22 protein-coding genes are annotated in these 23250 nt (G+C 70.6%); 13 read left to right on the top strand and 9 right to left on the bottom strand.

Translation table 11 applies throughout. From position 1 onward, the window contains the following. The coding region (locus tag ABD120_RS08510; RefSeq protein ID WP_343949178.1) for an FHA domain-containing protein at positions 1–1030 on the top strand (1030 nt) is incomplete at its 5' end. Between the two features lie 9 nt (positions 1031–1039). Here ABD120_RS08510 and ABD120_RS08505 read toward each other — a convergent pair. Next, complete coding sequence (locus tag ABD120_RS08505) at positions 1040–2146, bottom strand: GNAT family N-acetyltransferase (protein ID WP_343949177.1); 1107 nt, start codon at positions 2144–2146, stop codon at positions 1040–1042. A 64-nt stretch (positions 2147–2210) separates the two neighbouring features. On the opposite strand from ABD120_RS08505, the gene ABD120_RS08500 reads away from it, so the two are divergent. Both ABD120_RS08500 and arc read left to right on the top strand, forming a co-directional pair. After that, positions 2211–3059 (top strand): tRNA (adenine-N1)-methyltransferase, encoded by an 849-nt coding sequence (locus ABD120_RS08500; protein ID WP_343949176.1) that lies wholly within the window; start codon positions 2211–2213, stop codon positions 3057–3059. Positions 3060–3263: 204 nt separating this feature from the next. Further along, on the top strand, positions 3264–5027 hold the full coding sequence (gene arc / locus ABD120_RS08495) for a proteasome ATPase (RefSeq protein WP_343949175.1): 1764 nt from the start codon (positions 3264–3266) through the stop codon (positions 5025–5027). 273 nt (positions 5028–5300) lie between these two features. Here arc and ABD120_RS08490 read toward each other — a convergent pair whose 3' ends face one another. Genes ABD120_RS08490 through ABD120_RS08465 form a run of 6 tightly spaced genes read right to left on the bottom strand, consistent with a single transcriptional unit; the run spans position 5301 to position 11146 of the window. After that, positions 5301–6236, bottom strand: coding sequence for a LysR family transcriptional regulator (locus tag ABD120_RS08490; protein WP_343949174.1), 936 nt, complete (start codon positions 6234–6236; stop codon positions 5301–5303). A gap of 9 nt (positions 6237–6245) precedes the next feature. Beyond that, positions 6246–7106: a serine hydrolase gene (locus tag ABD120_RS08485; protein ID WP_343949320.1), complete on the bottom strand. Its 861-nt coding sequence runs from the start codon at positions 7104–7106 to the stop codon at positions 6246–6248. A 2-nt stretch (positions 7107–7108) separates the two neighbouring features. Continuing rightward, positions 7109–8695 (bottom strand): N-acyl-D-amino-acid deacylase family protein, encoded by a 1587-nt coding sequence (locus ABD120_RS08480; protein ID WP_343949173.1) that lies wholly within the window; start codon positions 8693–8695, stop codon positions 7109–7111. Then, a complete protein-coding gene (locus ABD120_RS08475) occupies positions 8695–9453 on the bottom strand; it encodes an amino acid ABC transporter ATP-binding protein (RefSeq protein ID WP_343949172.1) in 759 nt (252 codons plus the stop codon). Before ABD120_RS08475 ends, ABD120_RS08480 begins: the two co-directional genes overlap by 1 nt. Continuing rightward, a complete protein-coding gene (locus ABD120_RS08470; RefSeq protein WP_343949171.1) occupies positions 9450–10322 on the bottom strand; it encodes an amino acid ABC transporter permease in 873 nt (290 codons plus the stop codon). Before ABD120_RS08470 ends, ABD120_RS08475 begins: the two co-directional genes overlap by 4 nt. Then, positions 10319–11146 carry an ABC transporter substrate-binding protein gene (locus ABD120_RS08465; protein WP_343949170.1) on the bottom strand — a complete coding sequence of 276 codons (828 nt, stop codon included), beginning with the start codon at positions 11144–11146 and terminating at the stop codon, positions 10319–10321. Before ABD120_RS08465 ends, ABD120_RS08470 begins: the two co-directional genes overlap by 4 nt. A gap of 122 nt (positions 11147–11268) precedes the next feature. Between ABD120_RS08465 and lysA the strand changes: the two genes are divergently transcribed. From lysA to dop, 3 genes are all read left to right on the top strand, one after another. Beyond that, the gene (lysA, locus tag ABD120_RS08460) at positions 11269–12507 is read left to right on the top strand and encodes a diaminopimelate decarboxylase (RefSeq protein ID WP_343949169.1); all 1239 of its coding nucleotides are present in this window, start codon (positions 11269–11271) and stop codon (positions 12505–12507) included. Between the two features lie 95 nt (positions 12508–12602). After that, entirely contained in the window at positions 12603–13712 is a 1110-nt protein-coding gene (locus tag ABD120_RS08455) for an acyltransferase family protein (protein WP_343949168.1), read from the top strand. 86 nt (positions 13713–13798) lie between these two features. Next, complete coding sequence (gene dop, locus ABD120_RS08450) at positions 13799–15310, top strand: depupylase/deamidase Dop (RefSeq protein WP_343949167.1); 1512 nt, start codon at positions 13799–13801, stop codon at positions 15308–15310. A gap of 13 nt (positions 15311–15323) precedes the next feature. On the opposite strand, the gene ABD120_RS08445 is transcribed toward dop, so the two are convergent. Further along, positions 15324–15737, bottom strand: coding sequence for a hypothetical protein (locus ABD120_RS08445; protein WP_343949166.1), 414 nt, complete (start codon positions 15735–15737; stop codon positions 15324–15326). Between the two features lie 126 nt (positions 15738–15863). On the opposite strand from ABD120_RS08445, the gene ABD120_RS08440 reads away from it, so the two are divergent. Then, positions 15864–16073, top strand: coding sequence for a ubiquitin-like protein Pup (locus tag ABD120_RS08440; RefSeq protein WP_343949165.1), 210 nt, complete (start codon positions 15864–15866; stop codon positions 16071–16073). 140 nt (positions 16074–16213) lie between these two features. On the opposite strand, the gene ABD120_RS08435 is transcribed toward ABD120_RS08440, so the two are convergent. Then, entirely contained in the window at positions 16214–17248 is a 1035-nt protein-coding gene (locus tag ABD120_RS08435) for a DNA polymerase IV (RefSeq protein ID WP_343949164.1), read from the bottom strand. Positions 17249–17457: 209 nt separating this feature from the next. Between ABD120_RS08435 and prcB the strand changes: the two genes are divergently transcribed. From prcB to ABD120_RS08405, 6 genes are all read left to right on the top strand, one after another. Further along, positions 17458–18273 carry a proteasome subunit beta gene (prcB, locus tag ABD120_RS08430; RefSeq protein ID WP_343949319.1) on the top strand — a complete coding sequence of 272 codons (816 nt, stop codon included), beginning with the start codon at positions 17458–17460 and terminating at the stop codon, positions 18271–18273. A 21-nt stretch (positions 18274–18294) separates the two neighbouring features. Further along, positions 18295–19110, top strand: a complete 816-nt coding sequence (prcA, locus tag ABD120_RS08425) for a proteasome subunit alpha (protein ID WP_343949318.1) — start codon at positions 18295–18297, stop codon at positions 19108–19110. A 97-nt stretch (positions 19111–19207) separates the two neighbouring features. Continuing rightward, complete coding sequence (locus tag ABD120_RS08420) at positions 19208–19729, top strand: hypothetical protein (protein WP_343949163.1); 522 nt, start codon at positions 19208–19210, stop codon at positions 19727–19729. Between the two features lie 75 nt (positions 19730–19804). Further along, positions 19805–20599, top strand: a complete 795-nt coding sequence (locus tag ABD120_RS08415; RefSeq protein WP_343949162.1) for a hypothetical protein — start codon at positions 19805–19807, stop codon at positions 20597–20599. Positions 20600–20735: 136 nt separating this feature from the next. After that, entirely contained in the window at positions 20736–22094 is a 1359-nt protein-coding gene (gene pafA / locus ABD120_RS08410; protein ID WP_343949161.1) for a Pup--protein ligase, read from the top strand. Between the two features lie 75 nt (positions 22095–22169). Beyond that, positions 22170–23108, top strand: coding sequence for an FKBP-type peptidyl-prolyl cis-trans isomerase (locus ABD120_RS08405; protein ID WP_343949160.1), 939 nt, complete (start codon positions 22170–22172; stop codon positions 23106–23108). The last annotated feature ends 142 nt before the right edge of the window (positions 23109–23250 follow it).

Raw genomic sequence — 23250 nt, 5'->3', positions numbered from 1 at the left:
GGGCCTCGCGGCCGACCTCACCGACGCGCCCGCCGTATTCCCCGCGCCCGCTGCCGCCCGCACGCCCGAGCCGCCCGCAGCGGAGTCCGCCGCAGAGTTCTCCGCAGGGCCCCCTGTGGTCCCCGCACGCTCGCACACCGACGAACTGCCGCACACCGCCGTCCACATCGAGCCCGACCTCGTGCAGCCGCCTCCTGAGCCGCAGCCCGCGCCGGTGCAGCCCGCCCCCTACCCGATGACCGCGACCGAGCCGCCCGCCGAGCAACTGTACGAGACGCCCGCGCCCGCCTTCGACCCCGTGGGGTCCGCCTTCGACGCGCCCGCGCCCACCTTCGACGCTCCGCCGCCGGTCTTCGACCCGCCGCCCGCGCTCTACGAGTCGCCCGTGTTCGAGCCGCCGCAGCAGGCCGCGCCGCAGGGGTCCGACATGTGGGGGCCGCCGCCGTTCGACCCCGTGCCCGGCCCGCCGTCCGGCCCGATGGGCGTGATCCCCCACGACCCGCAGGCCAACGGCAGCGCGCCGGAAGCGCCCTTCGAGGTCGGCGAGGGCGACCAGCGGCCCCTCGTCTACGGCGTCGACTGCAAGAACGACCACTTCAACGACCCGCGCGTGCCCTACTGCGCCGTGTGCGGCATCGCGCTCGTGCAGCGCACGCTGGTGCCGTACAAGGGGCCGAGGCCCCCGCTCGGCGTGCTCGTCCTCGACGACGGGATGACGCTGCAACTGGAGGCCGACTACCTGCTCGGCCGCGACCCGGAACGGGCGCCGGAGGTCGCGGGCGGCACCGCCCGCCCGGCCAAGGTGACCAGCCCGGACGGCTCGGTCTCGCGCCGCCACCTGCGGGTGGCGCTCGAGGGCTGGGACGTCAACCTGGTCGACCTCGGCTCGGTCAACGGCACCCAGATCCAGCCGCCCGGCGACCCCAACTTCTACGACATCCCGCCCAACGAGCCGGTCACCATCACCCCCGGCACGACCGTGCGCGTGGGCGTGTCGCGCACGATGCGCTACGAGTCGCACCGGGGGTGAGCCCGCCGCTCAGCGCTCACGCAGTTTCGGATGCAGCAGCACCCACTCGACGTCGTCCTTCCACTCCTCCGACCCCGGCACCGGCAGCAGTCCCCGATGGGTGCGCACCCGCGTGAACCCCGCCCGTTCCAGCACTCGCTGGGAGGCGGCGTTGGCCACGTCGGTGCCCGCCGTGATGCGCCGTAGCCGCGTCGCCGAGAACGCCCAGTCCACCACCAGCGCGAGCGCCCGGCTGATGAACCCGCGCCCCCTGAATCCGGGCACCAGCGAGTAGCCGAGTGTCGCCTGCGCGGTCACCGGTGCGACCTGGCGCAGTTGCAGATGCCCGGCGAAGGCCCCTGAGGTCGCGTCGGTGACCGCCACCTCCACCCGCTGCCCGGACAGCCAGTAGTAGCCCGTGTAGCGGCACCTGCGCTCCATCTCGTGGAGCGGGGGAGCCGTCACCGGGGCGAAACCCGCCACGCTCGGCTCGGTGAACAGGGCGTGGAGGTCCTCTGTGTGCTCGGCGCCGAGCGGGACCAGCCGGACCACGCCGTCGTCGAGCCGCCCGCCGGGGAACGGCGGAAGGTAGCGCTCGGCGGGAACCCCCGGGTCTCCCGGCACCCGCGAGAAGAGCACCAGATCGACGCGCACGCCGTCGCGCCGCACCCGGGCCTCGCGCCGGATGCCCTCCTGCTGGAACCCCGCCTTGTACGCGGTGCGCAGGCTCGCGAGGTTCTCGACCTCGGCCTCCAGTTCGACGCGCAGCGCGCCGTGGTCGAGCGCCCAGTCGGTGAGCGCCCTGACGGCCTGCGCGGCCACCCCCTGGCCCTGGGCGGAGGGGGCCACCCAGTAGCCGATCGCGCACGTGCCCCAGTCGTCGACGGGCGACAGCGTGATCGCGCCGAGGTGCGCGCCGTCGCGGGTGATGGCGTAGTCGGCCCCGCCGAGCGCCCAGCGTTCGGCCGCGCCGCGCAGATGCTCGCGGGCGGCCTGGAGTGTGAAGGGGGAGGGCCAGCGGAAGAAGAATCGGGCGATCTCGGGATCGTCGCCAGCGGCGGCGAGGAACCCGGCGTCGGACTCCGCGGAGGGCCGCAGGAGCAGGGCGCCGGTGGAGAGCACATCACGGGGAAACACCCCTCATACATACCGTCTTCCGGCCTCGTCCGTCCCACCTGGGAATCCCGATAGCCTTGCGGCCATGGGTTTCCGCAGGCATGGGCCTTTTCAGACCGGGGATCAGGTGCAGCTCACCGACCCCAAGAACAAGCGCCACACGTTCACGCTCAAGGACGACGGCGTCTTCCACACGCACAAGGGCGCCATCCCGCACAGCGACCTCATCGGGCAGCCCGAGGGCTCGGTCGTGCGTTCCTCCGGCGGCACCCAGTACCTCGCCTTCCGCCACCTGCTGCAGGACTACACGCTGGCCATGCCGCGCGGCGCGGCCGTCGTCTACCCGAAGGACGCCTCGATGATCGTCGGCATGGCCGACGTCTTCCCCGGCGCACGGGTCGTCGAGGCGGGCGTCGGCTCCGGCGCGCTCACCTGCTTCCTGCTGCGCGCGGTCGGCCCCGAGGGCCACGTCACCTCCTACGAGCGGCGCGAGGACTTCGCCGACGTCGCCCGCAAGAACGTCGAGCGCTTCTTCGGCGGCGACACCGGCACCTGGCGCCTGGTCGTCGGCGACCTCAACGAGTCCATCGACGTGGCCGACGTCGACCGCGTCATCCTCGACATGCTGGCCCCGTGGGAGTGTGTGGACGCCGCGGCGAAGGCGCTCACGCCCGGCGGCGTGATCTGCTGCTATGTCGCGACGACGACCCAGTTGTCGAAGACGGTCGAGACGATTCGCGATCACGGGAGTTTCACCGAGCCCCACGCGTGGGAGACCCTCCTTCGCGACTGGCATGTCGAAGGGCTCGCCGTCCGCCCCGATCACCGCATGATCGGGCACACGGGCTTCCTCGTCACCGCCAGGCGCATGGCCGACGGCGTGACCCCGCCGCCGCGCCGCAGACGACCGAAGGGGACGACTGAGGAACTATGACGATTCGGCCACGAGGGTGCGTTGGTACGTGACACGGGAACATCTCGCCAGGTTCCTTTGCTGGCAGTATTAAGCGCACCATTGGGGACTATTCATCGAACACCGATTGTCACTCGACGAACACTGCCCGGCCAGGTTACGGAGGGGCCCGAGATAGGTAAGGTCCTTAGTAGTCGCCCTCGACTGGGAAGGAGGTGACGGGGCGTGGCAGCTCGCGATGATGCTGAGGCTCGAGCCGCGCAGCGCGAACGGGAGGTCGCCGACCTCACAACACAGGTCTCCTTCCTCCAGGAGGAGATCACCGCGCTGAGGCGGAAGCTGGCGGAGTCACCCCGTCAGGCCAGGGTCCTCGAAGAACGTCTCCACGAGGTCCAGGCGAATCTGTCGGCCGTGACCGGCCAGAACGAACGCCTGGTGGCAACACTCAAGGAGGCCAGGGACCAGATCGTCGCCCTGAAGGAGGAGGTCGACCGGCTGGCGCAGCCGCCGTCCGGTTTCGGCACCTTCCTCGAGGCCAGAGAAGACGGCACGATCGAGGTGTTCACCGGCGGCCGCAAGCTGCGGGTCAACGTCAGCCCCGCCGTCGACGTCGAAACGTTGCGGCGCGGCCAGGAGGTCATGCTCAACGAGGCGCTCAACGTGGTCGAGGCGCTCGGCTACGAAGAGGTCGGCGAGATCGTGATGCTCAAGGAACTCCTCGACAACGGCAAGCGCGCCCTGGTCATCTCGCACGCCGACGAGGAGCGGGTGGTGCGCCTCGCCGACTCCCTGCTCGGCCAGCCGATCAGAGCCGGCGACTCCCTGCTGCTCGAACCGCGCTCCGGCTACGTCTACGAGCGCATCCCCAAGTCCGAAGTCGAAGAGCTGGTGCTCGAAGAGGTCCCCGACATCTCCTACGAGGAGATCGGCGGCCTGATGCGGCAGATCGAGCAGATCCGGGACGCCATCGAGCTGCCCTACCTGCACGCCGACCTGTTCCGCGAGCACAAGCTCCGTCCCCCGAAGGGCGTGCTGCTCTACGGCCCGCCCGGCTGCGGCAAGACGCTCATCGCCAAAGCCGTCGCCAACTCGCTGGCCAAGCAGGTCGCGGAGAAGACCGGCCAGGAGGGCAAGAGCTTCTTCCTCAACATCAAGGGCCCCGAGCTTCTCAACAAGTACGTCGGCGAGACCGAGCGGCACATCCGCCTGGTCTTCCAGCGCGCCCGCGAGAAGGCCTCGGAAGGCACCCCGGTGATCGTGTTCTTCGACGAGATGGACTCGATCTTCCGGACCCGGGGCTCGGGCGTGAGCTCCGACGTCGAGAACACCATCGTGCCCCAGCTGCTGTCGGAGATCGACGGCGTCGAGGGGCTGGAGAACGTCATCGTCATCGGCGCCTCCAACCGCGAGGACATGATCGACCCGGCGATCCTGCGGCCCGGCCGCCTGGACGTCAAGATCAAGATCGAGCGTCCGGACGCCGAGGCGGCCAAGGACATCTTCTCCAAGTACCTCATCCCCGACCTCCCGCTGCACCCCGAGGACCTCACCGAGCACGGCGGATCCCGTGAGGCCACGATCGCGGGCATGATCCAGAGCGTCGTCGAGCGCATGTACACCGAGAGCGAGGAGAACCGCTTCCTTGAGGTGACCTACGCCAACGGCGACAAGGAAGTGCTGTACTTCAAGGACTTCAACTCCGGCGCGATGATCCAGAACATCGTCGACCGGGGCAAGAAGATGGCCATCAAGCAGTTCCTCGACTCCGGCCAGAAGGGCCTGCGCGTGCAGCACCTGCTGAGCGCGTGCGTCGATGAGTTCTCCGAGAACGAGGACCTGCCCAACACCACCAACCCCGACGACTGGGCCCGCATCTCCGGGAAGAAGGGCGAGCGGATCGTCTACATCCGCACGCTGGTCTCCGGCAAGCAGGGCACCGAGGCGGGCCGGTCCATCGACACGGTCGCCAACACCGGCCAGTACCTGTAGAGCCTGGCGAAGGACCGCGCGGGAGCCTCCCGCGCGGTCCTTTCCCTTTCCTCGTCCTCACGGCCCAGCCGACCTGCCCGCCACCCGCCGACCGGCCCGGCGGCTTCCAGGGTCACGCTCCTCACCGTCGCCCGTCACCGCCGCGACGGCCTACCGTGCCCTGGCGGCGGTGAACCCGGGGGTGAAGGACGTTCCACGCCCGGCCCCGGTCAAGGTCTCCACCGGCTCGCCCTTGACCGTCACCACGCCGATGCCCGGCCCGGTGTGAGCGTCTCAGCCGCCCTGGTGGCGTAGCGCCGGATCCAGGGAGTTCACGAGCTGGGCCGCCGCCGTCCGCAGGTAGGCGAGGAACGAGCGGGCGGCCGGGTTCGGGTTCGTGGGACGGCGGGCCACCCCGATCCGCCGGAACAGCCGAGGATTGGCCAACCGGCACACCCCGACGCCCGACACGCCGTGCAGCCCGAGGCTCGGCACCAGCGCCACCCCCAGCCCCGCGCGGACCAGCCCGAGCGTGACCTCGTAGTGGTCGCTGCGGCAGCGCACCTTCGGCGTGAAGCCCTCCAGCGCCGCCGCCCGCTCCAGAATCGACACCGGGTGCTCGGCGCCGAACGTCGTGATCCACGGTTCGTCGGCCAGGTCCGCGAGCCGTACCCTCGGGCGCTGGCCCGCGGGGTGCCCGGAGGGCACCACCAGCAGTTGCGGCTCGTCGAACAGGTGCAGGACCTCGACCCCGTCCGGGCAGGTCCACGGATCCAGTGCGTGCTCGAAGACCACCAGCACGTCGAGCGCGCCCCGCTCCAGATCGGGCAGCAGCTGGAACGGCTGGCCCTCCACCAGGTCCAGCGCCACATCCGGGAAGCGGGCCGCGAAGCGCGACAGCGCCAGTGGCAGCAGCCGGTAGCCCGCGGAGGCGAAGAACCCGATCCGCAGCTCGCCCGCGTCCACCCGGGCCCGCGCCAGCAGGTCCTTCTCCGCCGCCGCGAGGATGTCGGCGACCTCCTGCGCCCGCACCGCCAGCCGTCGCCCCGCCTCGGTGAGCCGCAGGCTCTGGGCGTTGCGCTCGACCAGCCCGACGCCCGCCTCGTCCTCCAGCCTGGCCAACTGGTGGGACACGGCGGACGGTGACAGCTTCAGCTCGCGCGCCGCTCCCGCGATGCTCCCCGTGCGGAACACCTCCAGGAGCACCCGGAGCCGGTTACTACTCAACACCAGCTCAGCCTAGGCGCCCCCGAGAGGCGCGGAGGCGAGGAGCAGGCCCACGCGGCGGACGGCCGCCGTCAGCGCGTCCTCCTCGCCGGCCGGGCCATGGGCCAGCACCGCGTACGCCCGGGTGCCCATCAGCCCCGCCTCGGCGCGGATCCCCGCGTCCGTGCCGGTCTTGCTCGCCAGCCATGCGCCCTCGGGGTCGTGCCGCACCAGCGCCGGCACCAGGGTGTGATCGGTGTTGGCGAGCATCCACTCCCGCATCTGCACCTGCCATCCGGCTTCGCCGGCGACCAGCGCCATCAGCGTGGCCAGTTCGCCCGCCGTCCCGACGGCGAACGTCGGCGGATGCCGGGGGCCGCGCGGTTCCCTGATCCGGTCGAGCAGTCGCGTCCTGGACAGGCCCAGCGCGGCGGCGGCCGCGTTGACCCGGTCGAGGCCGACCGTGCGCAGCAGCGCGTTGGTGGCCGTGTTGTCGCTGACGGCCGCCGTCATCAGGGCCAGGTCGGCGACCGTCCACGTGCGGGCCGACAGCCCGAGCAGCAGCCCGGAGCCGCCGCAGTAGTCGTCGTCCTCCACCCGGACCGGCTCCGACGGGTCCAGGATGCCGCCCTCGACGCTCATCGCCACCTCGGCCAGCAGCAGCACCTTGCCGACGCTGGCCAGCGGCAGTTCGACGTCGGCGTTCAGCTCGGGAACCGTACCGCCGGGCGATGCCAGGCCCTCCGACAACGCAGGGTGGGGCCCTGGAGCGGCCGCGCGAGCCGTTGTGCGGACGGTGGGGCGGAGCGCGACGGCCAGCGTTCCGGGACAGTCGGCGACGATCTTCTCCAGCACGGTCGGTTCCAGCCTTTCGGGCGCCGTCTCATTCGTCATGGTCACAGTGCGATGATCCCGCCCGGGGCGGCGCCCGTCGGGGTGCCGTCGCGGACCACGATCTCGCCCGCCACCACCACCGCGCGCAGCCCGTGCGGCGGCAGCAGCGGCTCGGCGTACGTGGCCGCGTCCGCTATGCGCTCCGGGTCGAACACCACCAGGTCCGCGTGCGCGCCCTCCCGCACCACGCCGCGCCCGGACAGCCCGAACCGGTCGGCCGCCATGCCCGTCATCCTGCGCACCGCCTCCTCCAACGTCAGCAGCCCCTCGTCGCGCGCGTAGTGGCCGAGCACGCGGGGGAAGGTCCCGGCGATCCGGGGGTGGGGCCGGCCCGGCTTCGGCACGCCGTCCGAGCCGATCATGGCGAACGGCGCCGTCAGCACCCGCCGGACGTCGTCCTCGCGCATCGAGTGGCTGATGATCGTCACCTGCCCGCCCTCGGCCAGCAGCAGGTCGGCGGCGGCGTCGAGCGGGTCGCCGCCGAGGTCGGCGATCGTGCGGCCCTCAAGTTCGGGGTGGCGGGGGGCGGCGGCGACGGAGATGCGGTCCCAGCCGCCGTTGCCGACGGTGTTCTCCCAGCCGGGGACGCCGTCGGCGATCGCCTGCCGCATCCGGGCGCGTTCGGCGCGCGAGCGCAGCCGCTCCAGCAGCGCGGGAGTGCCGCCGTCGTTGGCCCACGGGGGCAGCATGGCCGACAGGGAGGTGCTGCCCGCCGTGTACGGGTACACGTCGCAGGTCACGTCCATGCCGTCGGCGCGCAGGGCGGCGATGCGGGCCAGGGTGCGCTCGGTCCGGCCCCAGGAGTGGCGGCCGGCGGTCTTGTGGTGGGAGACGTGCAGGGCCGCGCCGCTGGCGCGGGCGATCTCGACGGCCTCCTCCAGCGCCTGCTCGACACGCGACATCTCGTCCCGCAGGTGCGTCACGTACGGTTTGCCGTGGCGGGCCGCGACCCGGGCCAGCGCCACGACCTCGTCGGTGCCGCCGTACGTGCCGGGGGTGTAGATGAGCCCGGTCGACAGTCCGGCCGCGCCCGCCGCCAGGGCGTCGTCGAGCAGCCCGCACATGACCCCCAGCTCGTACGGCGAAGCCGCCCGGTCGGCATACCCGACGACCCCGGCGCGCAGCGTCCCGTGGCCGACGAGCGAGGCCAGATGGTTGGCCCGGGGAACCCGCCGATGCGCCTCCGCGAACCCCGCAAAGTCCTTAAATATCGTTACATCATCGGACGTGCCACGGGCGGTGCCGAAGGAGATCCGGCTGGAGCGGGCCAACTCCGCGATCCGCTCCGGCAGCGCGGGAAACAGGCTCGACCCGCAGTTCCCGCACAGCTCCGTCGTCACCCCCATCCGCACCGGTGCGGCCGCCACCTCGGCGAACTCCGTCCCGAACAGGGTCGCGGCGTCCGAATGGGTGTGCACGTCGACGAACCCGGGCGCCACCACCAGCCCACCGGCGTCCTCGGTCGCCCGCGCGGCGGCGCCCGCGACGTCCAGCGCGACGCGCCCGTTCTTGACACCCACGTCGGCCCGGCGGGCCGGGGCGCCCGTCCCGTCCACGAGCAGCCCGCCGGTCAGCAGCAGGTCCAGCATCACAGCACCTGCCCGAGGAACGCCCGGGTGCGTTCGTGGCGCGGGTCGGACAGCACCTCGCGCGGATCACCCGACTCCACGATCACCCCGTCGTCCACGAAGACCAGATGGTCGCCCGCCTCGCGGGCGAATCCCATCTCGTGGGTGACCACGATCATCGTCATCCCGCTGGCCGCGAGGTCCCGCATGACCGTCAGCACCTCGTGCACCAGTTCGGGGTCCAGCGCGCTGGTCGGCTCGTCGAACAGCATCACCTTCGGGTTCATGGCGAGGCTGCGCGCGATGGCCACCCGCTGCTGCTGCCCGCCGGACAACTGCGCCGGATAGTGCCCGGCCCGGTCGGCCAGCCCGACCCGCTCCAGCAGTTCCCCGGCCCGCAGCACCGCCTGCGCCCGTCCGAGGCCCTGCACGGTGCACGGCCCCTCGATGACGTTCTCCAGCGCCGTCATGTGCGGGAACAGGTGGAAGCGCTGGAACACCATGCCGATCTTCTGCCGCTGGCGGCACAGTTCGGCGGCGCCGAGCCGGTGCAGCCGCCCGTCCCGCTCGCGGTAGCCCATCAGCTCGCCGTCCACCCAGATCCGTCCCGAGTCGATCGTCTCCAGCCGGTTCACGCAGCGCAGCAGCGTGGACTTGCCGGAGCCGGACGGACCGACCACGCAGACGACCCCGCCCTCCGGGACGTCCAGGCTCACCCCCTTCAGCACCTCGACCGGGCCGAACCGCTTCCTGACCGCGCGCATCGAGACCATGCTCATGAGGCGTACCCCCTGCTGAACCGTTTCTCCAGGAAATGCTGGCCGACGCTGGCGACGCTCGTCAGCAGCAGGTACCACAGCGACGCCACCACGAGCAGCGCGATCACCTCGAAGCTCTCCAGGTAGATGCGCTGGGCCACGGTCAGCAACTCGGCGCCCGCGATCACCGACACCATGGAGGTGGTCTTCAGCATCGAGACGAACTGGTTGCCGGTGGGCGGGATGATGACCCGCATCGCCTGCGGGAGCACCACCCGGCGCAGGATCCTGCGGTGCGGCATGCCGAGCGCCTCGGCGGCCTCGCGCTGGCCGGGGTCCACCGAGCGGATGCCCGCCCTGACGATCTCCGCCATGTACGCGCCCTCGTTGATCGTCAGGCCGAGCGCCGCCGCGACGAACGGCGTGATCACCGTGTTGGCCTGCCACTCGAACAGCATCGGCCCGCCGAAGGGCACGCCGACCCCGATGACGGGGAAGACCAGGCCGATGTTGAACCAGAAGATCAGCTGCACCAGCAGCGGGGTGCCGCGGAAGAACCACGTGTACAGTCCCGCCGCGCCGCGCAGCACCGAGCTGTCGGACAACTGCATGACCGCGGCGACCACGCCGAGCGCGACCCCGATCGTCATGGACAGCACGGTGAGCGCGATCGTCACCAGCAGCCCGCCCAGGATCCGGGAGTCGAACAGGTGGGCGGCGACGACGTCCCAGTGCAGGTTCTCGTTGACGATGACCGTGTACACCAGCCAGAGCAGCACCAGCGCGGCGACCACGCCGGCGATCACCCGGCCCGGCCGCACCGGCTTGACCGCGTCGATCGGCAAGTCGATCGGCAGCTCGGCGGCGGGCTCACCCTTGAGGGACGTCACGGCGCTCCCGTGTTGACGGTGACCTTGGATACGGCGTTGGCGCCGGTGCCGTACTTGTCGAGGATGGCCCGGTACTCGCCGCTGTCGATCAGCTCCTGCAGCGCCTTGGCGACGGAGTCGCGCAGGGCGGTGTTGCGCTTGGCGACGGCGATGCCCCACGGGCCCGCGTCGTACTGCTCGGGCAGCACCTCGTACTTGCCCGTCTCCTTGGCGTACATGGCGGCGACGGGGGAGTCCACGATCGTGGCGACCGTGCGGCCGGAGTCGATGCTGAGCAGGCCCGTCGGGGCGTCCTCGCTCTGCATGATGTCCATCTTCTTGCCCGGCGGGCACTTGTCGTTCTGGCGTTCGCCGATGTCGAGGTTGGAACTGCCCTTGGCCAGCACGACCTTGCGGCCGCACAGGTCGGCCAGGGTCGCGATGCCCTCGGGGTTGCCCTTCTCGACCATGATCGAGCCGCCCGCGTTGAAGTAGTCGACGAAGTCCACCGCCTGCCTCCGCTGCGCGGTGTCGCTCAGCGAGGACATCGCGAGGTCCCACCGGCCGCCCTGAAGGCCGGGAATGAGGCCGTCGAAAGCGGCGTTGGTGATCGTCGTCCGCATGCCGAGACGCTTGCCGATCGCCATGGCGAGGTCCACGTCGACGCCGGTGAGCTCCCGGGTGCCCGGCTTGTACATCTCCATGGGCGGATAACCCTCCGAGGTCACCACCCGCAGTTCCTTCGGCAGATCCGCGCCCGCCGCCGTACCCGATGAGGTGGACCTACCGCATGCCGCGCCCAGCGCGGACACCGCGACCAGCGCGATGACCAGGTGTTTTCGCATGGCGCACAGGGTGCTGGGCGGGGCCGCCGCCGCCATAGACAGTTGAACGCTTCTGCTTCTCGGCATCGAATCCGTCGATGCTCGCCGCCGCCGGGAGCGGACGCTGCCTAGGCTGCGTGCCCATGAGCAACGCGTCTGTGTGGCCCGCCACCGCCTCGTGGACCGGTGGCGCCCTGTCGCTCGGCGGGGTCGCGGCGGCCGACCTGGCCGCCGAGTACGGCACCCCCGTGTACGTCCTGGACGAGGCCGACTTCCGCGCCCGTGCCCGGACCTGGCAAGAGGCCCTGCCGGACGGGGACGTCCACTACGGCGGCAAGGCGTTCCTGTGCCCCGAGGTGGTGCGCTGGCTGGACGGGCTCGGCCTCAGCCTCGACGTGTGCACCGGCGGGGAACTCGCGGTCGCGCAGGCGGGCGGGATGCCGCCGGAGCGGGTCGTCTTCCACGGCAACAACAAATCGCGCGACGAACTGCGCCGGGCCGTGACCTGGGGCGTCGGCTGCGTCGTGCTGGACTCCTTCACCGAGCTCGACCGGCTGGCGGCGCTCGCGCGCGAGCACGGAGTGCGGCAACGGGTCATGATCCGGGTGACGCCCGGGGTGGACGCCCTGACGCACCGGTCGATCGCGACCGGGGGAGAGGACTCCAAGTTCGGCTTCTCTCTGGCGGCCGGGCACGCCGCGCGGGCCGTGCGCCGGGTGCGCGAGGAGGACTCCCTCGAACTGCACGGCCTGCACTCGCACATCGGCTCGCAGATCCTGCGGCTCGACGGGTTCGCGCAGGCGGCCGAGCGGATGTGCGCCTTCGCCCGCGCGTCGGACGTCGAACGGCTCGACCTCGGCGGCGGGCTCGGCATCCGGTACACGCCGGACGGGCAGCCGCCGCCCACGCCGGACGAACTGGTGACGGTGCTGCGCAAGCACACGGCCGGGCTGCGGCTGTCGGTGGAGCCCGGGCGCTCGATCGCCGGGCCCTCGACGGTGGCGCTGTACCGGGTGGGGACGGTGAAGGGCGGCTACGTCAGCGTGGACGGGGGGATGAGCGACAACCCCCGGCCCGCCATGTACGGGGCGCCGTACACGGCGGCGCGGGCGAGCGGCGGCGAGGGGGCGGCGCGGCGGCGGGTGCACGTGGTGGGCAAGCACTGCGAGAGCGGCGACGTGCTGGTCCGCGACGTGGCACTGCCGGAGGACGTGGCGCCGGGCGACCTGCTGGCGGTGCCCGCGTCCGGGGCCTACCAGCGCTCCATGGCGAGCAATTACAACCATGTGCCGAGGCCGCCGGTGGTGGCGGTCCGCGACGGGGCCGCACGGGTGATCGTCCGCCGCGAGACGGAGGAGGATCTGCTCCGCCTGTACGTGTGAGCGCGGTCCGAGTTGGTCGCGATGTATCCGGAATTGTCCTGAAACACCAGTGATAACAGGGACACACGCGAACTGATGTGACATCATCCGCCACTATGCATCGACGCAGTGCGCCGGATCGCCTGGCCGAACTCGACCTGCTCCGGTTCGTCGCCGCGCTGACCGTGGTCGCCTTCCACTACCTGGTCGCCTTCGCCTCCGTCTGGGGTGCGCGCCCGTCCGGCCTGTTCCCCGCCGTCGCGCCCCTGGCTGGGCTGGGCATCCTCGGCGTCGAGCTGTTCTTCATGATCAGCGGTTTCGTGATCCTCATGAGCGCCTGGGGCCGCTCCGTCGGCGCGTTCGCCTGGTCGCGCGTCATCCGCCTCTACCCCGCCTACTGGCTGAGCCTGGCCGCCGTCATCGTGGTCAGCGGCGTCATGGGGCTCAAGGGCCCGGACAAGTCCATGAGCGCCGCCGAGTACGCCGTGAACGCCACCATGTTCCAGCGCCTGTTCAAGGTCCTTGACGCCAACGGCGTCTACTGGTCGCTGTGGGCCGAGCTTCGCTTCTACGTGATCATGGCCGTGCTCGTGATCATCGGGATCACCTACAACCGGGTCCTCGTCCTGTGCGGCATCTGGCTGGTCCTGGCGGCGGTTGCCGAGTTTTTGCTCGACAACCCCGTCCTCAACGAGTTCGTCATGCCGAGGTACGCCCCCTACTTCGTCGCGGGCATGGCCCTCTACCTCATCCACCGGCGCGGCTCGGCCGTCCTGCCGTGGCTGTTGTTCGCCGGAGGGTACGCCCTCGCGCTCAACGCCGCCCTCGAACGCGTCCACGGCCGCATCAAGCTGGCCGGATTCAAGGCCATGCCCGTTTCCGACCTCGGCGTGGTCATCACGATCACCCTGATCTTCGCCGCCATGGCGCTGGTCGCGCTCGGCCTGATCCGCATGCGGCCCTCCAAGACGCTCACCGCCCTCGGCGGCACCACCTACCCGCTGTACCTGTTCCACTCGACCGTGGCGATCGCGCTCATCCCCGCGCTGTCCGGCTCGCTGCCGCCGTGGGCGGTCGCGCTGGTCACGACGCTTGCGGCGGTCGCGTTGTCCTACGTCGTGTACGCCTTCGCGGAGCGTCCCATCCAACGGCTTCTCAAACCCCGTAAGAACCAGCAAACCTCAACAGATTCCGGCGTTCCGGTCGAAAAGGCTTCGGTGCCATAACTCTGTGGCCTCGGGGCACTGTGAAGGGCATAGGCTCGGGCATATAAACGGCGACGGCGATCAGGCCGGGACGACGAGAGGTGCGCATGACGGTGCGTCGGGTGATGGGCATCGAGACCGAGTACGGCATCTCCGTACCCGGCCAGCCGGGCGCCAACGCGATGGTGACCTCCTCCCAGGTCGTGAACGCCTATCTGGCCGCCAGCGCGGCCCGCGCGCGCCGCGCCAGGTGGGACTTCGAGGAGGAGAACCCGCTGCGCGACGCCCGGGGCTTCGACCTTGCCAGAGAGGTCGCCGACCCGAGCCAGCTCACCGACGAGGACCTCGGCCTGGCCAACGTCATCCTCACCAACGGCGCCCGCCTCTACGTCGACCACGCCCACCCCGAGTACTCCACGCCCGAGTGCACCAACCCGCGCGCGGCCGTGATCTGGGACAAGGCCGGTGAGCGGGTGATGTACGACGCGGCCACCCGGGCCTCGGCCGTACCCGCCAACGCGCCCATCCAGCTCTACAAGAACAACACCGACGCCAAGGGCGCCTCCTACGGCTGCCATGAGAACTACCTCATGCGCCGCGCCACGCCCTTCGCCGACATCGTCCGCCACCTGACGCCCTTCTTCGTCTCCCGCCAGGTCGTCGTCGGCGCGGGCAAGGTCGGCATCGGCCAGGACTCCAGGGGTGAGGGCTTCCAGATCTCCCAGCGCGCCGACTTCTTCGAGGTCGAGGTGGGCCTGGAGACCACGCTCAAGCGGCCCATCATCAACACGCGCGACGAGCCGCACGCCGATCCCGAGAAGTACCGGCGGCTGCACGTGATCATCGGCGACGCCAACATGTCGGAGATCTCGACCTACCTCAAGCTCGGCACCACCGCGCTGGTCCTCGCCATGATCGAGGACGGTTTCCTCACCCGCGACCTCGCCGTCGACAACCCGGTGCAGGCGCTGCGCGCGGTCTCCCACGACCCCACCTGCCGCTACGAGATCGCCATGCGCGACGGCCGCAGGCTCACCGCCGTCCAGCTTCAGATGGAGTACCTGGAGCAGGCCCGCAAGTACGTCGAGGAGCGCGGCACCGCCCAGGAGGAGATGAACAAGGACGTCCTCGACCGCTGGGAGTCCGTCCTCACCCGCCTGGCCGACGACCCCATGCAGCTTTCGCGCGAGCTCGACTGGGTGGCCAAGCTCGAACTCCTTGAGGGCTACCGCACCCGCGACAGCCTGCCGTGGTCCCACCCGCGCCTGCAACTGGTCGACCTGCAGTACTCCGACATCCGTCCCGACCGGGGCCTGTACAACAGGCTGGTGGCGCGCGGCCGCATGCAGTTGCTGGTGTCCGAGGAGGAAGTGCAGCGGGCCGTCGAGAACCCGCCGACCGACACCCGCGCCTACTTCAGGGGCCGCTGCCTGAGCCAGTACAGCGAGTCGGTGGCGGCGGCGAGCTGGGACTCCGTCATCTTCGACATCCCCGGCAGGGAATCACTGCAGCGGGTGCCCACCCTGGAGCCGCTGCGCGGTACCAAGGCGCATGTCGGCGAGCTGTTCGACCGCTGCCGCACCGCCGCCGACCTGGTGGCCGCGCTGACCGGCGAGTAGCCCGCGCGGGCGGTCAGAGCAGCAGCCCGACGCCAAGCGTCAGCGTGCCCAGCGCCAGGCTCGCGCCGCCCGCCTTCGTCAGCCAGATCAGCCGGTTGGGGCGTGTGTCGCCCGGCCGCAGGACCGACAGGAAGAATCCGAGCGGCATCAGGATCGGCGCGGCAGCGATCAGGACGCGCACGGTCCACTTCAGCCACTCCGCCATCGCCGACGCCTCGACGAACAGCAGCGCCACCAGGCTGAACAGCACCAGCACGCCCGCGTGCGCGTGCCCGGCCCGCCAGAGCCCCCTTCGGACGGGGTTGTCGAGGTAGCCGGGCTCGCCCCGCATCAGGAACTTCAGCAGCGTGAGCCCGCCGAACGCGATGCCGGGGACGGTGATCAGGATGATTCCGGCCAGAGTCATGGTCGGGGGTGAGATCTGCATGACGGTCATTATTGGATAGGTAGACTATCCAGTCAAGTCGGGAAGATCGCGGGGTGCTGCGCGCGCAATGTCGTACCGTTCGGGGAAGATAACCAGTAGAGGCAGTCCCCCGAGCGGAGGTACGACATGGCAACCAAGGACACCGGCGGCCAGAAGCAGACCGGGCGGCGCGAGAACGAGGTCGAGGAGACGCAGGCCTCGACCGACACCGATGTTCAGGAACGCCAGGAGAAGCTCACCGACGACGTCGACGCGATCCTCGACGAGATCGACGAGGTCCTGGAGGAGAACGCGGAGGAGTTCGTCCGGTCCTACGTGCAGAAGGGCGGCCAGTAAGGGGCTGACGCGGGCATCGGGGGAGTGACACAGGCGTTCCTCCCCGTGCCGCGTCACCTGCCCGGACGCCGCCCCCGCTGTCGGCTCGACCGCGCCGCGCCGCCGGGGGCTCCCTCATTTCGCGTGCCTTCCGCAGCCGGTCAGAGCGGGGCGAACTCGACACCGGTTCCCAGCAGGCGCACCGGGCGATCCATCGTGAAACGGGCCAATGCCTTCTCGGCGGCGGCCACGACGGCCTCGGGATCACTCGTGGGAGAGCCGAGACTGGTCTGCCTGGTCTGCGTGACGAACGGGGCGAAGCGCACCTTCACCGTCACCCGGACGACCGTCCGCCCCTCGGCGGCCGCCTCGGCCGCCAGCCGCCTGGCGAAGACGACCACCTGCTCGCGGACGGTCTCCGCGTCCGTCACGTCCTCGGTGAACGTGGTCTCGTGGCTGTGGCCGCGCGGCACCCACGGCACCTCCGACACGCTCTCCTCGCCCCTTCCCAGCGCGAGGTAGCGCAGCCACGGCCCGTTGGTCGGCCCGAACCGCGCGGCCAGCAGGCCCGGGTCGGCGGCGGCCAGTTCGGAGACCGTCCGGTAGCCCAGTACGGCGAGCTTCTTCGCGGTCTTCGCGCCGATCCCCCACAGGGCCGTCACCGGCCGCCCGCCCATCACCCGCACCCAGTCCGCGCCGGTCAGGACCGACACGCCCGCCGGTTTGCGGAACTGGGCGGCGAGCTTGGCCTGGTGCTTGTTGTCGCCGACGCCGACCGAGCAGGTCAGCCCCGTCCCGTCGAGAACGGCCCGCTGCAACGCGCGGGCGAGCGCGACCGGGTCGTCCGTGCGGGCCCCGACGAACGCCTCGTCCAGCCCCCACACCTCGACCGTCACGGGGAACCCGCGCAGTATCTCCATCACCCGTGCGGCGGCGGCCTCGTAGGCGGGCCGGTCGCTCGGCAGGAAGACGGCATCGGGGCACAGCCGCGCCGCGGTCCGCATCGGCATCCCGGAGTGGACGCCGAACTCGCGGGCGCGGTACGAGGCGGTCGCGACGACCGTACGCGGCACGCTCGGATCGCCGTTGCCGCCCACGACGACGGGTCGCCCGCGCAGTTCGGGATGGCGCAGGATCTCCACGGAGGCCATGAAGGAGTCCAGGTCGAGATGCAGCACCCAGTCCCGGACGGCCATGGCCCCAGTATCGCGCGCCCCCGCGAGCGGGCCCCGACCGGGCAACGCGCCCCCTCGGCGGCGTAAAGAAACGATCTGGGGGACGGTTCGCCCTGGGCTGATCGTGGGAAGTGCAAGCAGCAACCCAACATGAGTAGGGTCGCCCTAAGAGCACTGACGTATCGGGAGGGAGTCGCGTGGCATCGCACAAGGATCTGCCCGCCGGCTTGATGGATAGGCTGTTCCAGAACTCAGGCAGTTCGTCGTTCACCGACTTCGTCGGCTCGTTCGCGCCGGAGCTGTTGCCGGTTCGCGGCGAGGTCCTGGCCACCCCGATCGGCGACCAGGTCCCCCACGCGACCACGATCGTGGCGGCCACCTTCGCCGGCGGCGTCGTCATGGCCGGCGACCGCCGCGCCACCTCGGGCAACTACATCTCCCAGCGCGACGTCCAGAAGGTGTTCCGCACCGATGAGTACTCCGTGATGGGCATCGCGGGCACCGCCAGCACCGGCATCGAGATGGCCCGCCTCTACCGGGTGGAGCTGGAGCACTACGAGAAGATGGAGGGTCGCACGCTGTCGGTCGCCGGCAAGGCCAACCGCCTGGCCACGATGATCCGCGGCAACCTCGGCATGGCCATGCAGGGGCTCGTGGTGGTGCCGCTGTTCGCCGCCTACGACCCCGACAAGGACGAGGGGCGCATCTTCAGCTACGACGTCGCGGGCGGGCCGTACGAGCGTGACCGGTACGACGCCATCGGCTCCGGCTCGATCTTCGCGCGGGGCTCGCTGAAGAAGATGTACCGCGACGGCGCCACGGCCGACGACATGGTGATGACCCTCATCCAGGCCCTCTACGACGCCGCCGACGACGACTCGGCCACCGGCGGGCCCGACGTGACCAGGAAGATCTGGCCGGTGGTGTCGGTCATCGACGCCGACGGCTTCCGCCGCCTGACCGACGAGGACGTCTCCGGTTACGTCGAGCAGATGCTCCAGGCCCGGATGATCGCCCCTGACGGCCCCATCGCCCCGCTGCGCTAGAAAGGAACACCTTCGGTGTCCATGCCTTTTGGTGGATATGCCTCCCCTGAACAGATCATGCGGGACAAGGCCGACTACGCGCGCAAGGGCATCGCGCGGGGCCGCTCGGTCGTCGTCCTGCAGTACGAGGACGGCATCCTGTTCGTCGCGCCCAACCCCTCCCGCGCGCTCCACAAGATCAGCGAGATCTACGACCGCATCGGCTTCGCCGCCGTCGGCCGCTACAACGAGTTCGAGGAACTACGGCTCGGCGGCATCCGCTACGCCGACATCAACGGCTACACCTACGACCGCTCCGACGTGACGGGCCGGGGCCTGGCCAACCTGTACGCCTCCAACCTCGGCCGCATCTTCACCGAGTCGATCAAGTCGCTGGAGGTCGAGGTGGTGGTCGCCGAGGTCGGCGACACCGCCGACGGCGACGCCATCTACCGGCTCACCTTCGACGGTTCCGTCTTCGACGAGCACGGCTTCACCGTCATGGGCGGGCAGGCCGAGGCCGTCGCCGCGCGGCTGAAGGAGCGCTACCGCGAGGCGATGCCGCTGGCCGACGCCCTGGAGGTGGCGCTGGCCGCGCTCACCGAACCGGGCGGCGAGCGCCCGCCGAGGGGGCAACTTGAGGTGGCGGTGCTCGACCGCAACCGCGAGAACCGCAAGTTCCTGCGGCTGTCCGGCGCCCGCCTGGACCGGCTGCTGCCGCAGGGGGCCGGGCCGTCCGAGGACGAGGGCGAGCCGGCGGACAAGGCGGAGGACAAGGGCGAGCCGGAGGCGTCGGCGGGCTCCGACGCGCCGACCGCCCCCGAGGGCGACATCGACGACGGATCCTCCCCGCTGTAACCGGTTTCTCCGGGCGTCGCCGCGCGTCGGCGGCGCCCGGCGAAGAAATCCTGGGATCTTCGTGAACCACGCGCGGTAACCGGTCGTCCAACACCGCGTGAGAACAACAGTGACGCTCATGTTCGCGGGCGGCGCCGCCGCCGCCGTCCTTCTGTCGACCGCGGTGGCCGCCTCCGCCACCCCGGCGCCCGACCCCAAGGCGCCCAAGATCTTCGGTACCGCTTTCCAGACCGACCCCGGGCACGACTTCACCAAGGGCCTGACCCCGCGCCGTGACGGCATCCTGCGCGGCTGGATCACGGCCGTGCGTGGCAACGTGGCCGAGTACGAGCCGATCAGGTGGAGGAAGGGCACCGTGACCGAGGGCCGGTTCGAGGGCCCGCCCGAGGGCGACGTGACCGCCTTCGCCTCGCCGATCGCCAAGAACGTCGTGTTCCTGTCGGCCCTCGGCTGCGGCTCCAGGATGGCGGCCAGGACCGTTGACGACAAGACCGGACTCGGTGCCAAGCGGTGCACCCGGGCGGACCTGGTCAAGCGGGTCAAGAAGCACCACAGGCCCGCCCTGATCACCGTCAAGCAGGGGGAGATCGTCCGGGTGCAGGAGATTTACACCCCGTAGTCCCTGATCGGGTATTACGTTGATCCGGGCAGCGGTAGGTGGAGATCGACATCCCATCTCCGGCAAGGACGACTTATGCGCTCGATCGCCCCGCTGTTCACAGGATTCGCCCTCACCTTCACGGTCGCCTGCATCGGCGCCGCACCCGCGCGGGCGGGCGGTGACATCAGCATCCGGCCCGCCAGCGCGCGGCCGGGGGACCTGGTGACCGTCCGCCTCCGCTGCGCCCCGGAGACCACGAGCGGGCGGGTGAACGGCCCGACGTCGTTCGGCGCCGTCCCGGCGGACCGCTTCGACGGCGGGGTCTTCGAACGGGACGTCCGCGTGCCCGAACGCACGAGGAAGGGCCCCCACGCGGTCTTCGGCTTCTGCGGCGACAGCACCAAGAGCGGCACCAAGACCGGCACCATGGGCCTCTACCGGGTGGTTCCGGCGGGCGAGCCGCTGCTGGGCGGCGGTCTGGCCCGCCCGAGCGACACGCCCGAGCCGGGAGAGGGTCGCGCGAAGAGTTCGCGCGGGGGCGGCGGCCTGTCCGGGCTCCCGTTGTTCAGCAGCGGCCGGCCGGGCGGGCAGCCGAAGTCCGGTGCAGGGCGTCCGGGCAAGAGACGTGTGGGCGAGCACCGCAGTCACCGGCCGCGTCCGGCCGGTGACCGGCAGCGGGCCTTCCCCCGGGCGAAGAACGGCCGCGCGACCGAGCGCGAGGAATTCCTCTCCCGCGCCTTCGCCAAGCAGACGGGAGACATCTCCCGGGCGCTCACCGGCCGCTCGGACGGGCTCCCGCAGCTGACCCCCGACCGCATGGCGAAGATCAACCGGCTGCTCGGCGGACGCCCGTCGCCGATCGGGTTCTGGCCGGGCGGCATGCGCTGAACGCCTCGCTGGGCGGCGTCGCGGCGGCCTCGGGGCCGCAGCGCCGCCCTTCGGGGCCGAGGGGAAAAGCCGGTGCCGGGAAATCGCCGACGGGAGATCTCTCCCGTCGGCCGATCCATGGGCATAGTGTGTGGTGATGGATCGTCGCATCTTCGGGCTAGAGAACGAGTACGGTGTGACCTGCACGTTCCGGGGGCAGCGCAGGCTGTCTCCCGACGAGGTCGCGCGCTACCTGTTCCGCCGAGTCGTGTCCTGGGGCCGATCGAGCAACGTCTTCCTCCGCAACGGCGCCCGCCTCTATCTCGACGTGGGCAGCCATCCCGAGTACGCCACCCCCGAGTGTGACAACGTCATCGAACTGGTGACCCACGACAAGGCCGGTGAGCGCATCCTCGAAGGGCTCCTCGTCGACGCCGAGAAACGGCTGCGCGAGGAGGGCATCGCCGGAGACATCTACCTGTTCAAGAACAACACCGACTCCGCCGGAAACTCCTACGGCTGCCACGAGAACTACCTCGTCGGCAGGCACGGCGAGTTCGGCAGGCTGGCAGACGTCCTCATCCCCTTCCTCGTCACCAGGCAGATCGTCTGCGGCGCGGGGAAGGTGCTGCAGACGCCGCGCGGCGCCGTCTACTGCGTTTCGCAGCGCGCCGAGCACATCTGGGAGGGCGTCTCCAGCGCCACCACCCGGTCACGGCCCATCATCAACACCCGCGACGAGCCGCACGCCGACGCCGAGCGTTTCCGCCGCCTCCACGTCATCGTCGGCGACTCCAACATGAGCGAGACCACCATGCTCCTCAAGGTCGGCGCCACCGACCTGGTGCTGCGCATGATCGAGGCGGGCACCGTGATGCGCGACCTGTCCCTGGAGAACCCGATCAGGGCCATCCGCGAGGTCTCCCACGACATGACCGGACGCCGCCGGGTCCGCCTGGCCAACGGGCGCGAGGCCTCCAGCCTGGAGATCCAGCAGGAGTACCTGTCCAAGGCCAAGGACTTCGTCGACCGGCGCGGCGGCGACGCCGTGGCCAGGCGGGTCCTCGAACTGTGGGAGCGTACCCTGCGCGCCGTCGAGACCGGCGACCTCGACCTGGTCAGCCGCGAGATCGACTGGGTGACCAAATACCAGCTCATCGAGCGTTACCGCAAGAAGTACGACCTGCCGCTGTCGTCGCCGCGCGTGGCCCAGCTCGACCTCGCCTACCACGACGTCCACCGCAGGCGCGGCCTGTTCTACCTGCTGCAGAAGCGCGGCGCGGTCGAGCGGGTGGCCTCCGATCTGAAGATCTTCGAGGCCAAGTCGGTGCCGCCGCAGACGACCAGGGCCAGACTGCGGGGCGAGTTCATCCGCAAGGCGCAGGAGAAGCGGCGCGACTTCACCGTCGACTGGGTCCATCTCAAGCTCAACGATCAGGCCCAGCGGACGGTCCTGTGCAAGGACCCGTTCCGAAGTGTGGACGACAGGGTGGACAAACTCATCGCCGGAATGTAGTGAGTCGTTTACCTCGGGCCTACATCGGACTCGGATAGTCTGACGCGAACCTGATGTCTGTCCCGAGGGAAGTCCATGCGCCGCCGCTTGGCCGTACTGGCCGCCGTGCCTTTGATCTTCACCGTCGCAGCCTGCGGTTCCGCCGACACCGGCGGAACCGACAAGGCCACGTCCGGAGTGACGGTCACCGGCAACGTGGGCACCAAGCCCACCGTCACCTTCCCGTCGGGCTCGCCCGCGACCAAGTCGTCCTTCCAGGTGCTCAACGAGGGCACCGGGGCGGCCGTCAAGGCCGGTGACAGCGTCAAGGCGCATCTGACCGTCTACGACTGGGACGGCAAGACCAACCCGTTGCAGGGTTCCTCCTACGACTCGCAGCAGCCGGAGGAGATCCCGGTCGACACGCAGCTCCCGCAGGTGCTGCGTGACGGCCTCACGAAGGTCAAGCTCGGCGGCCGGCTGCTGGCGGTGATGGCGGAGGACGCCGCGCCCGCCGGTCAGCAGCAGGCGCAGAAGCAGCCGACGAAGATCTTCGTCCTCGACCCGGTCAGCATGGTGCCGAAGGCCCCGGCCGACGCGCCGAAGGCCGCCAAGGGCACTGAGACCGGCGAGACGCTGAAGGGCGTCAAGGTCGTGAGCCCGGGCGGCGACAAGGCGCCGACGCTGACGACGAAGACGTCGGACAAGCCGGGCAAGGAGCTCGTGGTCAAGACCCTGATCAAGGGCGCCGGCCAGCCGGTGAAGCCGAACGACTACCTGATGGTCCACTACACGGGCAAGATCTGGGGCACCGACAAGGAGTTCGACAGCAGCTGGGCGGGCGGGCAGCCGGCGACGTTCGAGCTGACGAAGGTCATCCCGGGCTGGCAGGAGGGGCTGAAGGGCGTCCCGGTCGGCAGCCGCGTGGTGATGAGCATCCCGCCGGACAAGGGCTACGGGGCGCAGGAGCAGCAGGGCATCCCCGCCAACAGCACGCTGGTCTTCGTCGTCGACGTGCTCGCCGCCTACCAGTAGGGCTCGTTCTTTCGTCGTTCCCCGGGCCCGCTTCTCACGGCGGGCCCGGGGTCTTTCTTTCTCCCTCACGGCGAAGCCTCCTTGCCGCCACTCGCCGCACTCCGGCCGGCGGCCTCCAGGGGCACGCTCCTCACCCGCCCGG

This window comes from Nonomuraea longicatena (genome assembly GCF_039525605.1).
GTDB classification, from domain to species: domain Bacteria; phylum Actinomycetota; class Actinomycetes; order Streptosporangiales; family Streptosporangiaceae; genus Nonomuraea; species Nonomuraea longicatena.
Note: the sequence above shows the minus strand (reverse complement) of the source record. Positions and strands in the feature narration are given on the sequence as shown.